The sequence below is a fragment of the Francisella philomiragia genome (genome assembly GCF_018135955.1).
Classification (GTDB): Bacteria; Pseudomonadota; Gammaproteobacteria; order Francisellales; family Francisellaceae; genus Francisella; species Francisella philomiragia.
On the sequence record NZ_CP063138.1, the window covers coordinates 1256058 to 1270035 of the forward strand.

A 13978-nucleotide genomic window follows, 5' to 3' on the forward strand; every position below is an offset into this window, starting at 1 on the left:
AACTGAGTAATTGACAACAATAATTTAAAGGAAAAAAGATGAAAACGTTTACTGCAAAACCATCAGATATCAAAAGACAATGGCTTTTGATTGATGCTACAGATAAAACTTTAGGTCGTCTAGCTAGTGAAGTAGCAATGATCCTAAGAGGTAAAAACAAACCAGAATATACTCCTTCTATGGATACTGGTGATTATGTTGTTATCATCAATGCAGAAAAAGTAGCTGTAACTGGTAACAAAAGAAAAGGCAAAATTTACCACCACCACACTGGATATATTGGCGGTATCAAATCAATCTCTTTTGAGAAGCTAATTGCAACTCATCCAGAAAGAGCTATTGAAAAAGCTGTTAAAGGTATGCTTCCTAGATCTCCTCTAGGGCGTGCAATGTACAAAAAGTTAAAAGTTTATGCTGGTGAAAATCACCCACATACAGCTCAACAACCTCAAGCTCACAATATTTAATAAAGGATGGTAAAAATGTCAGAATATAATTATGGTACAGGTCGTCGTAAAAGCTCTGTAGCTCGTGTATTTATGAAAAAAGGTACTGGTCAATTTATTGTTAATGGTCTTCCATTAGAGCAGTATTTATGTCGTGAAACAGACTGCATGGTTGTTAAGCAGCCTTTAGAATTAACTAACAACACTGAAAACTTTGACTTCAAAGTAACAGTAAAAGGTGGTGGTACTACAGGTCAAGCAGGTGCTATCCGTCTAGGTGTTACTAGAGCTCTTATTGAGTTTGATGAAGATTTAAAACCAGCTCTTCGTGAAGCAGGTTTTGTAACTCGTGATTCACGTAAAGTTGAGCGTAAGAAGTTTGGTCTTAGAAAAGCTCGTAGAAGAAGACAGTTCTCTAAACGTTAATATACGTTATATACCTTTCTATTATTCTTTTTATTTTTTTATCACTAGGAGGATAAAATCTTGTTATTATATACAAAAAAGGATGATATCTATAGCGACATAGTTCGCATGATTCTTCTTATCAAAGGAGCTAATGCGAAGATTATAGATGTTTCTAAAGAGGAAAACTCAAAACACCTAGAAGAACTAAATATAATAACACCTAATGGCAATATCCCTACGCTTAGCACTGATGATTTTGCTGTATACAGACTAAGTGTTATTATAGAAGCTATAGAAGATTTGTATCCTTTTCCTCCAATGTTTCCTGTTTTTCCCAAGCAAAGAGCTAATGCAAGAATATTACTAGAATATGTTAATAAAACATTTCTACAAAATATCATAAAATTGCAAGACTCAAATTTGACAGAAGAAGAAGCATCTGAGATAAAAGTGAAAATGCAAAAAGATATTATTAGCACTTATAAAACAATCGTTAGTGAAAGAGAGATAAATGCTGAAAGCAATCCTGATGCACAAAACATTAATGTTTTAACTCTTATTATAACTTTTGTTTTTTATTACTTTATTAAGCTTAAGATTTCAATTCCTACAAAAGATAAAAATATTATCAAAGAAATCAAAGAGCTATTAAGTGAAGCTAATTTTATAAAAACGATTAAAGCACAAGGAGCTTGATATGGCTATGCTTAGAGCATATGTAGTTAAAGCTACATACAACTGGCTAGTTGATCACGGATTTACACCATATATTTTAGTTGATACGGAGTATGAAGGTGTAGTCGTACCTAACAACTATATTGATGAAGATAATAAAATACTACTAGACCTATCTCCTCAAGCTATACAAAACTTAGAGATTGATGATAACCATATTAGCTTCGATGCTACTTTTGATGGTGAACCAATATCCATTAATATTCCTATAGAATCAGTTTTAGAAGTCTTCTCTAAAGAAACTGAACAAGGAATGTATGCTCGTGAATTCGGCTATGGAATTAATATTAATGAAGGCGAAGATGATGAGGCTGTTAATCCTAAGAAATTAGGCGAAACAAATTCAGATAATGTTCTTTCACTAGATTAATTATCTAGAAATTCTTCCTATCTTATCAGAAACTTTATGTAGTCAATTTATCTAAAACAATATAGCCATCTTTAATTATTAGTTTTATGCTCTCATCAGGATTTACCAATAAACCTATATCCTCTAGAGGGTTTCCTTCAAATACAATGATGTCAGCAAAGGCACCTGATTTTATTATGCCTAGTTTATCTACCATATTTAATAACTCTGCATTTTTATAGGTAGCTGAGTATAGAGTTTGGAATGGTGTTTCAACTTGAGATCTAATCTTAAACTCAGTATTTTGATACCTCATTAGACCTCCCAATAGATCTGTACCAAAACCAACATTAATACTATAATCATGCGCAATTTTAATAGCCTCAAGACTATTTGATCGAACTCCACCTAACTTCTCTAAGACATGATCTGGGGTATTAAACTCTTTACCATGAAGATAAAATGCTTCATAAATTGCTAACGTAGGTACAATGAAAGCATTATTTGCAGCAATTATTTTTGCTGCCTTTTCATCAAGGAGATTCGCATGCTCTAAAGATCTTACACCTAATTTAACGCAGCGTATTAAAGCTTCTGGAGTATAAGCATGTGCCATGACATAAGTTCCATTACGTTTAGCTTCATCAACAATTGCTAGTATTTCATCATCAGAAAATTGTAAGTTAGTAATTTTATCTGCTGGGGATGCAATACCTCCAGCTGCCATAATTTTAATCTGGGTAGCACCCTCTCTTAGCTGCTCTCTTGTGGCTTTTAGTACCTCTGGCACACCATCACATATTGTAGAAATATTTGAACCACTGACTTGACAAGAACAAATTTTTGATTCAGTAGTTCCTCTAAAATCTCCATGACCACCTGTAGCACTTAGAGCCTTACCACTATAAAACAATCTTGGTGTTGTTGCTTTTCTTTTTTCAAAAGCCTGAGCTATTCCATAACCAGCTCCGCCAGCATCTCGTAATGTCGTAAATCCTCTCAGCAATGACTCTTCTGCTGCTTGTAGTGACTCTATAGCCATGAAATCACTTGATATATTATCATTTGCTAGATCCACTGATGCTGCTGAAGATAAATGCACATGAGCATCTATAAGCCCAGGCATCAAAAACCTATCTTTTAAATCTATAATTATCTTAGCACTAAAATTAGAAATTTCATTATCAGTTAATGATAAAATCTTACTACCTTCTACATAAACATAATTATAGTGATTAATTTGATTATCTTTACCATTAAAAACATTTGCATTTTTTAATATAATCTTAGCCATTTTATATTACCTTTTACTTGATTAATTAGATTCTTTGTTGGATTTGTCAACATTTGTTAAACTTTCTAGGTTATTAATCATCTCATTTAGTTGCTTAGTAAAGATATTTAAATCTTTATTATCGATATGTCCCAAAGACTTTTGCCAATTTATGTTTATAAAATCTTGAGTCTTAACTGAAAACTCTTTTCCTAGTTCTGTTAATTCAAAACGCACAACTCTTTTATCTTTTGTATCAACATATCGCTTCAGTAACTTTTTAGATAGCAGGCCATTAATCGCTCTAGTAATACTCTGAGGCTCACATCTCATATAGTTAGAAATATCTGACTTTGAAGGTTTGTTTAGTGATAAAGTAGCTAGTAAAACAATAGACTCTGTGTAGGTAAAATTTCTTTGCTCCAAATAGTTCATGAATATTTTATACCATAAGGCATTAATTCTTCTCCATTGTTGACTCAAATTTGTAAATTTATCTAGTAACATAAAAGATATATATTTTTTACTTACAATTATATGAAGCATTGCGTTATATTTCAACTAATGATAATATCTCATCCGTAATTATCTAACTAGTCTTGAAACATGATCACATTAAATCATACACAAATTTTACTTAACAAAGCTATCATGCAACAAAAATCACCTTTTTTTATAAAAGATATTGATGGCAAATATATCTATATAAATCATCAAGCAGCCGCATTAGCAGATTTAACTCCAGAAGATTTTATAGGATTCGATGACTCAGAAATTTTTGGGGCTGAAATTGGGGCTATATATCGAAAAAAAGATCAAGATATAATTGCTGGTAAAGATATTAATCCTATTGATATTTTCACAGATAAAAAAGGCGTTACAAGAGCATATTTTATATTAAGACAACCTATCTATGATAAGGATAAAATTATCGGAGTATCTGGAATTAGAGCTGATATAACTAACTTCATAGAAAAAATTGCAGTCATCAAAATTTAATTTATATGACAAAAAATATTTTCACAGATAAAAATAATTATATTTTTGCTTCGACGATTACAGCTTCTGTATTTTTTTCTAGCTTAAGCGCATCCTACCTTTACAATCATCAAATGCTACCTATGATTTGGGCTTTTGTTTTTGGGATATTTCTACCTTTTTATCGCTTTGGAAATACTAAGCTTGAACAAATCAAAAGCCTAACCACAAATACAATTCTAGTTCTAATAATGATGCTTCTAGCATCTTTTGTCAGTTTGATAAGTTCGCCAATATTGCAAGAACTAGCTCGTGGAATTTTAGTTTTTTGCTGTCTATGTTCACAACGATATTTCAATGGTGGGCGTATTTTAATTATATTCTTGATAGTATATGTACTACTTTTTTTCTATCTTGATCCAATTCTATCTGAGAATACTCTATTACCTTCTCTTAATTACTGTCTAACTGGATTATTAATGGGCCACATATCAACTTCATTATTTACAATAATTATGCCAAGTGTTGATATCAAAACTCCGACTATTAATAATGACTCATTTGTTTTTAAACAAGCTATTATCATTACCATCCTTATAGTCTCTGTTTATATAACTGCTAGATTTATACATATAACTAATCCAGCTTGGATTTGCTATTCTATAGTTATAGTATCTACAGGAAATTATGTAATATCTATAAAAACATCTCTGCATCGATTAATTGGCACTCTTATTGGTGCCGTTATAGGTATTGTATTATCACACTTTATTTTTGATAAATATCCATTAGCAATATACTCCTGTTTTATCTTCATTTTTCTTACATATTTTATGATTAATCATAATTATGGACTTGGTATTGTTTTTGCAACGATTTGGTTAATTGCAGTATTTTATTTTCTCAAATCAGATATGACGGTAATCAGGTTTACTATAGCACGATTTTTCGACACGCTAATTGGCATAGGTCTTGGAATATTTGCTGAATTCATATTACTTAAGAAACCTAGAAACAATAGACTATAATTTTTTTAAATATCCTAACACTACAGGCAAATACCCAATCATAAAACTTAAAGGTATACACACACTTGCCCAATAGAAAACAAAATCATCTTGATTAAAAATCAAATAACAACATAAAGCACTTATCACACCTATTACAGTACTTAGAATAGCTCCTAATAAATTAGTCTTACTACCATAAAACCCATATAGCAAACTAAATGCTAAGGCAGCTATAGGAATATTAAAAAGTAACATTTTATCAAGAACTTGGTCTATAAAAGTATTAGCAAGTATGTAGCTAAAAATTGCAATAATCATTACTGTAATGATATTTTTGTGCTCGCTTTTATTAGCTTGAAAATGTACAGAACACATCGAGGCCATAGTATTCCATAATGCTGCTATAGTTGTCAAAGCTATCATAAACATCATAAGATAAAATATAACTAACATAGGTCTATTGAAGAGATTTCGTACAATATACACAAAAGCTTTATCAGGATTGGTGGAGCTAATCACACCTGCATATTTAGCCGTAGTATAAACAGCTATCAGATAAATCAAACTTACAATAAATGATGTAATCAGGACAGCATAAAAAGCTACTTTCTTAGATTTTGCAGCAAATATTTTTTGTCCATACCATGGTGAAAGTATGTAAGTAAATGTTGTAAGAATTGCTAGAGATATAGAAAAAGAAACTGGTAAGGTTGGTATTTGTATATTATTAATATATCCAAGTGTAGAAGCATCAGCATTATATGCTAAATACCCTAGATATATAAATAGAACTATAGATAATAAAAAGCTCAACTTATCTATTTTCACTATCACTAGTAGTCCATCTCTTATGGTAAATAATAACATTAAACTACATGCCACCCCACTTATTAACCAATGATTATAAGAAGGAAAAATCTCTTGTAGATAAATTGTAGTAGAGTATATAAAGTTAGCTCCAAACCCTGCCATCGCAGTTAATAAACATAATGCTACTACTAATCCAAATACTGGATTATAACGTTGAGAAAAAAATTCAGACACACTAATTGCATCAAAGTTTTTCCACTTTTTAGCGACACTAAAAGAATAAAATAATAATCCAACTAAAAACACAATTCCTAGAGATAGTGCTGAGAATCCATATAAATATCCCAAGCTCGAGAAACCTATCAGAGTTGATATATTTAGCTCTGTCATTACAAGAGTAGCTGTAAGTGCAAAAAGTCCTAAACTCTTTCCTGCTGTGTAGTAGTTTTCAGAGTTATTCATTTATAACAATAGTTGAATTGGTTTATAGCTTTTTCTGTGGATATTTAATACACCATATTTTCTTATATTTTCAAGATGCTCTTTTGTTGGATAACCTTTATGCTTGGCAAAACCATATTGTGGAAATAATCTATCATGCTCAAGACAAATATTATCTCTATGTACTTTTGCTAATATCGAAGCTGCAGATATTTCTTGAATTTTTGAATCACCTTTCACAATAGCTTCTGAATTATAATCCCAGTTTGGTAATTTATTACCATCAATCAGCACTTTATCAAATTGTCCCTTTAAATTATCTGCAACTTGATTCATCGCTTTGAGCGTTGCTTGAAGGATATTTAATTCATCAATTTGCTGAGGTGAAACTTCAACTATTGTATATGCTTTTGCATGAGCAATTATTAGTTCATATAGTGATTGACGTTTTTTTTCTGTTAATTTTTTAGAGTCTGCAAGACCATCAATAGTTTTTTCAGGATCTAGTATTACTCCAGCAGCAACTACAGGTCCTGATAATGGTCCACGCCCTGCTTCATCTATACCAAGGATAATCATTTTAACTTACCCTTATTATCTAATGATGTCAAAAAGCCTCTCAATATATTAACCTCTTGACTCTCTAATTCAGATCTTTGAAAAAGTCTACGTATCTTATCCATTACATGACCAGGTTTATCTTTATCCAAAAATCCAGATTGAAGCATACTATCTTCAAAATGTTGATATAACCCTTGTAGCTCTTTGACAGAAGCTTTTTTATGCAAATGAGTATATTCAGGAACTTCTTTTAAGTCACTAATCTCTACAGTTTGCTTATAAATCTCATAAGCCACTAGTTGTACAGCTTGGGCTAGATTAAGAGATGTATATCCTTCATTTGACGGAATATACGCATGCACATTACTCATCAAAAGCTCTTCATTTAATAGCCCCGTTCTTTCTCTGCCAAATAATATTGCTATTTTTTCATCAGATTTTTGGATTTTATTAAGTATGTTTGTAGCAACTTTAGATATAGGCTCTATAGGCAGAGATACTCTACGCACTCTTGCACTAGTCCCTACTACATAATCTATATCGTCAAGCGCTTCTTGAAGATTAGGCACAATCCTAGCATTTTTCACAACTTCTGTAGCATGACACGATAACGCTATGGCTTCATCATCTATGCCTTTTTTAGGATTGACTAGCCACAAATTTGTTAATCCCATATTCAGCATTGCTCTAGCAGTAGAACCTACATTGCCACTATGAGATGGCTCAACTAGAACTATGCGTATATTATCAAATAAATTATTCATTGTTAGTATTAATAATTAAATTATATAAATCCTCAGAACTTTCAGCTTGTTGGAAATATTGCTGGGTACGATCTTCTTTCAAATATAGTGCTAATTGCTTTAAAAGTTCCATATGAATAGCAGATATTTTATCAGGGAAAAAAACACCAACTGCTATTTTTATATCATCATCTATCGAGTCATCATAATAACTATTTTTTAACGTAACTATTATTAATCTAGTAGTTATAAGATTCTCAACTCGACAATGAGGTATATAAATATTTTTACCTATATATGTATTACCTATTCTTTCTCTTTTATAAATATTCTTTAATACGAGATCCTCATCTATATCTGGGTAATCAGATATCCTATTTGCAAAAAACTCAATTAAGCGTTTTTTTGACTCAATATTGAGATTTAGAACGATATCTTTTTTATTTATTAGAGCTTTTAAATTCATGAACTAGATGGAAAGATTTTAAGTAGAATATTTATTCAGAATGACCAGTAGCGTGGTTATCTCTTAATTTGTTTTTATGCTTCTTAATTTGACGAGCTAATTTATCTTCAAGCATGTCAATAGCTGCATATAAATCTTTATCTTCAGCTTTTGCAATGAATTCGCTACCAGGAACTGTAACTATAGCTTCTGCAACTTGATGATCTTTTTCAACATCTAAAATCACTTTTGTTGAAGTAATATTGTCAAAATAATGCCCTACCTTACCAATCTTCTCATTTACATAATTTTTAATTGCATCAGTAACTTCAACATGTCTACCAGTAATTTGAATATTCATATAAACCTCCGGATTTTGAATACCACGCCCACAGAATTTTGTAGAGCCCTATTTTAATAACCACCTAAGTGATATACTTGTATTCATATTATACAAGCTAAATACTATAAAGCAAAGCAATGAACAATAATGTAAAACAAATTTTAGCCTCTTTCAGTCTTATTGCAATCGCGGTTATATCGTTTATTATTTTTGCACCTTTATTTGTTTTTCTGATTATTTTCTTGATGATTTTTTCATTTTTTGTGCGTAGAAAAATAATCAAAGAAAACCCTGATTTCTTTGGACAATATACTAGCAAAAAGGGTCGAGTAATAGATCAAGAAGAAGATAACGATAATAATTCAAATCACAAATTAAAATAAATATGTACACAAAAGACACTATAGTTGCAGTTGCAACTCCTCAAGGTAATGGTGGTATAGGTATCGTGCGTATATCAGGTAATGACGCTTTATCAATAGCAGAAAAGCTCACAAAAAAACGACTCAAGCCCAGGTATGCAACATTCTGCAATATTTATAATACTAATGAAATTATAGATCATGGTATTGTAATATTCTTTAACTCCCCTAACTCATATACAGGTGAAGATGTCGTTGAAATACAGGCACATGGTAATCCTTTTATACTTAATTTAATAATTAAAGCTACCTTAGAATATGGAGCTAGAATCGCCAATGCAGGAGAATTTACAGAAAGAGCCTTTCTTAACAATAAGCTTGATTTAACCCAAGCTGAAGCTGTAGCAGATATTATTAATGCATCTTCAGAAACAGCCGCAAAATCAGCAGCAAAATCTCTTCAGGGAGATTTTTCTAAAGAGATTAATAATCTTCTAGAAAAACTTATCTATCTACGAATGTACGTAGAAGCATCTATTGATTTTCCAGAAGAAGAAATTAACTTCTTAGAAGATCAAAAAATCCACAATAGCTTACAAGATATATATAAAACAATTCTCGATGTCAAAAATAGCTGTAAACAAGGAGCAATTCTTGTTGAAGGTATAACACTAATACTAGTGGGTAAACCTAATGCTGGCAAATCCAGTCTTTTAAATGCCCTAGCTGGTAAAGAGTCTGCAATTGTAACATCCATAGCAGGGACAACTCGTGATATCGTTAAAGAGCATATCCAAATAAATGGTGTTCCTATGCATATTATCGATACTGCTGGATTACGTAGCAGTGACGATATTATCGAAAACGAAGGTATTAAAAGAGCTATCAAAAAAATTCAAGAGGCAGATCAAATATTATTTGTAACCGATGATTATACAAATAGTCAGGTTAAATTTAGTGATATAAAAGATATAATTCCTGAATTTTACCATCAAATACCCAAAGATATAGATATTACTTATGTCCATAATAAAATAGATCTTCTTAAAGAAGTACCTCTAAATCATGATAATCATATCTACATATCAGCTGAAAGTAATATTGGTATCGATAAGCTAAAAGATCATATACTGGCTAAAGTTGGATATACCACTCAGAATGAGAGTATTTATACAGCTCGTGAAAGACACGTAACCGCAATAGATAATGCATTTGATCATATCAAGCTTGCTAAGGAGCAATTAGAGCTTGGCAATGGTGAACTCTTAGCTGAAGAGTTATTAATAGTGCAAGAACATCTTAACTCTATTACAGGAGAATTTAGTTCCGATGATTTATTAGGAGAAATCTTCTCAAGTTTCTGTATTGGCAAATAAATTTTTTTATCACATATTATTTATTCTTAGCCATAGTAATACCATCTTCAAACTGATCACTAGTAATAGGTTCATCAATATGTTTATTAGTCGTGACTGTTTTAACTCTACTACTCGTTACATTGAGCGAATTACCAGCTATAATCGCATATAGATTAATACTAGTAGCTAGCATAATAAAAGTTATTAATATCTTCTTCATCTAATATTCCTGTAAACATACATCAATAAATTTAACAAACTCTTGTTCTAAATTATTTCTAACTCCTGTTGCTCTTACCAAATAAAAATCAGTTCTACCAAAATAATAATCATCAAGTACTGGTAATACATTTAATTTACTATTAGCAAAAATATCTAAGGTGTTAATAATCTTATTACATTTAGTCGCTATATTAATATCGCATATAGAGTTATTAAGAAACATATTTGGATTAATACTGACCTCTTTTTTGGAATCATCTTTCTCAGAGAAAGCTATCAAAGTAGTCTGAAATTTATCGTTATGCAAAAATCCAACCACATCATGACTTTCAAGATCTTCTAGTAAATTTGGCTGTCCATATGTTTGAATATAATCTTGACTTGCGTAAAGTTTATTTTTAGCTCTTACAAGAGTTTTTATAGTACAACTACTAGTTATAGGCTTTTTTATAGTTATTGCTATATCAATATCATCTTTAACCAAATCTACAATTCCCGCCGTATAACTAAATACTAATTTAACATTAGGATAACGCGCATAAAAAATACCTAGCTTATCAGCAAGTATATTATCTAGAAAAAGTTTTGGTATACCTACCTTTAGAGTACCGCTAATTTCTTTTGACTTATTCACTATCTGTTGGAGTGTCGTATTAGCTTGTTTCTCAATATCTTTAAAACTTCTGTAAAATGACTCTCCATCCTCTGTCATTTCTATTAGACCTCTTGAGTTCCGCTTTATCAGTTTCATATTCACAGACTCTTCTAAGTTTTGAATTCTCCGAGAAACAGTACTTTGCGAAACATTTAAATGCTTTGCTAACTCTGTAAAAGTACCTATATCAATAAGCCTTACAAAAATAAAAATATCATCAAAGTTCATCATTACCCTCATTTATGCATAGCTCTTATGCATTATTTGCTACAGACATATTAATACTACTACAAATATAATAGCTGTGTAAGTTAACAAATTAACTTTAGCTTTTTAAAATAATCAATAGGAGAGTAAAAAATGAAAAAAATATTATCAAACATTCTACTAACTAGTACAGTATTAGCTACTTCAGTGCCTGCTATGGCATGTTCTGAACTTAATCATGACTTTGGTGGAGATCTTGGAGTTTATACAGCAAGAACCATGGATGTTTTCTTTGACCTTAAACCTAATTTAACAGTATATCCAAGAGGTACAAAAGAGACAGGAAATCTAAAAATCAATCCTTTAAATTGGACTGATAAATATGGCTATGTAGTAATTGAAGAAACTGTTCCTGTAAAATTAGCAGGTGAAGGAATTAATGAAAAAGGATTATCTGTAAATTTACTTTATCTTGGTGATACACAACAGCCAAACAGAGATCCTAATAAGCCCGGTGTAAGTGGACTAAACTGGGTTAATTACGTTCTAGGTAATTATGAATCTGTTAAAGAAGTTCTGGATAACTTAGATAAGTATCAAATATATATGCCATCAGTAAAAGTTAATGGCGAAGATAGTTATATACCTGTTCATTACATTATAGAAGATAAAAGTGGAGATAGTGCTCTTATTGAATACATTAATGGCAAGTTGACCGTCCATAGAAATATAAAAGCTATTAGTAACGAACCAAGCTATGATAAGCAAATCAAAATACTCAAACAAGCGAAAGATTTAGGTTTTTATAATATAGATAAATTACCTGGGGGTGCAAATTCTGGCTATAGATTTGTAAGAGCAAACTTTATTAGCGAGAACTTACCAAACACCAAGTCAGCTAATCAAGCAGTAAACTATATGTTTGCAGCCGCTGATTCAGTTTCTGTTCCTTTCATAAAAGGTTACAGAAATGAGAATTTAAACAACCCAAGCCTTGAAGATAAATGGCCTACCCAATGGAAATCAGTAACATCTTTATCTCAGAACACTATCTATGTTTCTGATACATTAGTTGGTAACAGAATTTCTGTTAATCTAAATAAAGTAAACCTAGATAAAGGACAACCTATAAGAAGCATATCTGTTATGGATGAATCTTTAACTGGCGATGTGACAAATAAATTAGAACCTCAAAAGTAAAAAAAAACATTGATGATATATATTTTATTTCTCATCTGAGGTAAACCAACTCTGCCTTAATAATAAATATTTAATGATATTCATATTTTAATTATGCATAGCAGGTATGTAAATTTTGGTAAAGACTTATTGTTACTACCAGATATATACTAGAAATAAATAGAATATATAGTAAAAAACGAGGAATAAATAATGAAAAAAATACTCATATTAGTTTTGATTTTAGTTGGTACTACATCTATTGTTAATGCAAATCCAACAAAATTAAGATCATATTCTATTGGGGTTAAACGCTATCACACACTGTTAACTCAATTAGATAATGTCCAAAAAGCAACTCACTACTATACACATCATAACTAATAAAACAGTTCTACAGCAAACATTTTGTTAAAATTGTCTAATTTAAAACATACCCAAAAATATCATGATATCTCTAATAGGTAAAACTCCTATTATTAAACTAAAAACTAATAATCATCATAACATATACGCTAAATGCGAATGGCTTAACCCTACAGGAAGTATAAAAGATCGAGTTGCAAAATATATATTAGATAATCTAATCAAAAATAAAAAAATAAATCCTAAACAAGCTATTGTTGAAGCAAGTTCTGGCAATATGGGAACTTCTCTAGCTGCTATTGGAAAATTGTATAATCATCCTGTATATATTACATGCCCAGAAAAAACTGGGAAAATCAAAAGAGATATGATCAAAAGTTTTGGAGCAAACCTAACAATTTGTAAAAATATAGCTGATCATACAGATGCTGGTTTTTATGTCAATAAAGCTAAAGAATTAGCAAAAAGTTTGAATGGAATATTAATTAATCAATACGATAACTTACTGAATACAGAGTGTCATTACAAAACCACTGGTCAAGAGATAGTTAATTACTTTTTAACTCATTCTCTAAAAGTTGACTATTTTATAACGGTTGGTGGCTCTGGTGGAACTATCACAGGTTGTGCTAAAAAAATAAAAGAGATATACCCAGAAACTAAAGTTATTATGCCTGATCCTAAAGGCTCTGTTTATTATGATATTTTTTATCATGGTAAACCAATACAACAAAATATCCATAGCTATAAAGTTGAAGGTCCTGGAAATCCAGTATTTTGTAAATCTATGGATTTATCATATATAGATGAAATAATTCAATTTACAGATAACCAAGCTATGCAAGGATGTGACGAGTTAGCAATTGAGCAAGGTATTTACGCTGGACATAGTAGTGGTGCAAATTATTTTATAGCTAAAAAACTAATTGAAAAACTGCCCAAAGATAAAAACTACAATATCTTGATTATGATTTTAGATAGCGGTATGAAATATGATTTCAACTGAATTTAAAAAGATATGAAAATATATTAAATTACTGTTATTATTAATCTGATGTATCAATTTAAAGGAGTATCGGTATGCCAG

At 30.8% G+C, this 13978-nt stretch carries 20 protein-coding genes; 11 read left to right on the forward strand and 9 right to left on the reverse strand.

Going from position 1 to position 13978, the window contains the following annotated elements; all coding sequences use genetic code 11:
• Positions 1-38 precede the first annotated feature (38 nt).
• From rplM to mglB, 4 genes are read left to right on the forward strand one after another with little or no spacing between them, the layout of a single operon-like run.
• On the forward strand, positions 39-467 hold the full coding sequence (gene rplM, locus IMS64_RS06170) for a 50S ribosomal protein L13 (RefSeq protein WP_004287422.1): 429 nt from the start codon (positions 39-41) through the stop codon (positions 465-467).
• Between the two features lie 15 nt (positions 468-482).
• Complete coding sequence (gene rpsI / locus IMS64_RS06175) at positions 483-872, forward strand: 30S ribosomal protein S9 (protein WP_012280747.1); 390 nt, start codon at positions 483-485, stop codon at positions 870-872.
• 60 nt (positions 873-932) lie between these two features.
• Positions 933-1550: a transcriptional regulator MglA gene (gene mglA, locus IMS64_RS06180; protein ID WP_004287420.1), complete on the forward strand. Its 618-nt coding sequence runs from the start codon at positions 933-935 to the stop codon at positions 1548-1550.
• A 1-nt stretch (position 1551) separates the two neighbouring features.
• Positions 1552-1959, forward strand: coding sequence for a transcriptional regulator MglB (mglB, locus tag IMS64_RS06185; RefSeq protein WP_012280746.1), 408 nt, complete (start codon positions 1552-1554; stop codon positions 1957-1959).
• Between the two features lie 34 nt (positions 1960-1993).
• Here mglB and IMS64_RS06190 read toward each other — a convergent pair whose 3' ends face one another.
• Together IMS64_RS06190 and IMS64_RS06195 are read right to left on the reverse strand one after the other, a co-directional pair.
• Entirely contained in the window at positions 1994-3232 is a 1239-nt protein-coding gene (locus tag IMS64_RS06190) for a metal-dependent hydrolase family protein (protein ID WP_244972889.1), read from the reverse strand.
• 21 nt (positions 3233-3253) lie between these two features.
• Positions 3254-3718, reverse strand: a complete 465-nt coding sequence (locus IMS64_RS06195; protein WP_234362540.1) for a MarR family winged helix-turn-helix transcriptional regulator — start codon at positions 3716-3718, stop codon at positions 3254-3256.
• A gap of 99 nt (positions 3719-3817) precedes the next feature.
• Here IMS64_RS06195 and IMS64_RS06200 point away from each other — a divergent pair, with 99 nt between their 5' ends.
• Together IMS64_RS06200 and IMS64_RS06205 are read left to right on the forward strand one after the other, a co-directional pair.
• Positions 3818-4210 carry a PAS domain-containing protein gene (locus tag IMS64_RS06200; RefSeq protein WP_042523644.1) on the forward strand — a complete coding sequence of 131 codons (393 nt, stop codon included), beginning with the start codon at positions 3818-3820 and terminating at the stop codon, positions 4208-4210.
• 5 nt (positions 4211-4215) lie between these two features.
• Positions 4216-5217, forward strand: coding sequence for an FUSC family protein (locus IMS64_RS06205; RefSeq protein WP_211490175.1), 1002 nt, complete (start codon positions 4216-4218; stop codon positions 5215-5217).
• Here the strand turns inward: IMS64_RS06205 and IMS64_RS06210 are convergent.
• From IMS64_RS06210 to hpf, 5 genes are read right to left on the reverse strand one after another with little or no spacing between them, the layout of a single operon-like run.
• Positions 5212-6471 (reverse strand): sodium:solute symporter family transporter, encoded by a 1260-nt coding sequence (locus IMS64_RS06210; RefSeq protein WP_200160138.1) that lies wholly within the window; start codon positions 6469-6471, stop codon positions 5212-5214. The two genes, IMS64_RS06205 and IMS64_RS06210, sit on opposite strands and share 6 nt — an antisense overlap.
• Positions 6472-7029 carry a ribonuclease HII gene (gene rnhB, locus IMS64_RS06215; protein WP_211490176.1) on the reverse strand — a complete coding sequence of 186 codons (558 nt, stop codon included), beginning with the start codon at positions 7027-7029 and terminating at the stop codon, positions 6472-6474.
• Complete coding sequence (locus IMS64_RS06220) at positions 7026-7775, reverse strand: RNA methyltransferase (protein ID WP_088821441.1); 750 nt, start codon at positions 7773-7775, stop codon at positions 7026-7028. The genes rnhB and IMS64_RS06220 overlap by 4 nt, the downstream gene beginning before the upstream one ends.
• Positions 7768-8220, reverse strand: a complete 453-nt coding sequence (locus tag IMS64_RS06225; RefSeq protein WP_004287411.1) for a PTS sugar transporter subunit IIA — start codon at positions 8218-8220, stop codon at positions 7768-7770. Before IMS64_RS06225 ends, IMS64_RS06220 begins: the two co-directional genes overlap by 8 nt.
• A gap of 31 nt (positions 8221-8251) precedes the next feature.
• Positions 8252-8560: a ribosome hibernation-promoting factor, HPF/YfiA family gene (hpf, locus tag IMS64_RS06230; protein ID WP_211490177.1), complete on the reverse strand. Its 309-nt coding sequence runs from the start codon at positions 8558-8560 to the stop codon at positions 8252-8254.
• 119 nt (positions 8561-8679) lie between these two features.
• Between hpf and IMS64_RS06235 the strand changes: the two genes are divergently transcribed.
• Together IMS64_RS06235 and mnmE are read left to right on the forward strand one after the other, a co-directional pair.
• A complete protein-coding gene (locus tag IMS64_RS06235) occupies positions 8680-8925 on the forward strand; it encodes a hypothetical protein (RefSeq protein WP_211490178.1) in 246 nt (81 codons plus the stop codon).
• A 2-nt stretch (positions 8926-8927) separates the two neighbouring features.
• On the forward strand, positions 8928-10280 hold the full coding sequence (gene mnmE / locus IMS64_RS06240) for a tRNA uridine-5-carboxymethylaminomethyl(34) synthesis GTPase MnmE (RefSeq protein WP_211490179.1): 1353 nt from the start codon (positions 8928-8930) through the stop codon (positions 10278-10280).
• A gap of 16 nt (positions 10281-10296) precedes the next feature.
• On the opposite strand, the gene IMS64_RS06245 is transcribed toward mnmE, so the two are convergent.
• Positions 10297-10482: a hypothetical protein gene (locus IMS64_RS06245; protein WP_211490180.1), complete on the reverse strand. Its 186-nt coding sequence runs from the start codon at positions 10480-10482 to the stop codon at positions 10297-10299.
• Positions 10483-11367, reverse strand: a complete 885-nt coding sequence (locus IMS64_RS06250) for a LysR family transcriptional regulator (RefSeq protein ID WP_211491098.1) — start codon at positions 11365-11367, stop codon at positions 10483-10485. It lies immediately after the preceding gene.
• A gap of 132 nt (positions 11368-11499) precedes the next feature.
• Here IMS64_RS06250 and IMS64_RS06255 point away from each other — a divergent pair, with 132 nt between their 5' ends.
• From IMS64_RS06255 to IMS64_RS06265, 3 genes are all read left to right on the forward strand, one after another.
• A complete protein-coding gene (locus tag IMS64_RS06255; protein ID WP_211490181.1) occupies positions 11500-12546 on the forward strand; it encodes a linear amide C-N hydrolase in 1047 nt (348 codons plus the stop codon).
• Between the two features lie 192 nt (positions 12547-12738).
• Positions 12739-12909 carry a hypothetical protein gene (locus tag IMS64_RS06260; RefSeq protein ID WP_211490182.1) on the forward strand — a complete coding sequence of 57 codons (171 nt, stop codon included), beginning with the start codon at positions 12739-12741 and terminating at the stop codon, positions 12907-12909.
• A 64-nt stretch (positions 12910-12973) separates the two neighbouring features.
• Positions 12974-13897: a PLP-dependent cysteine synthase family protein gene (locus IMS64_RS06265; protein WP_211490183.1), complete on the forward strand. Its 924-nt coding sequence runs from the start codon at positions 12974-12976 to the stop codon at positions 13895-13897.
• Positions 13898-13978: the final 81 nt, after the last annotated feature.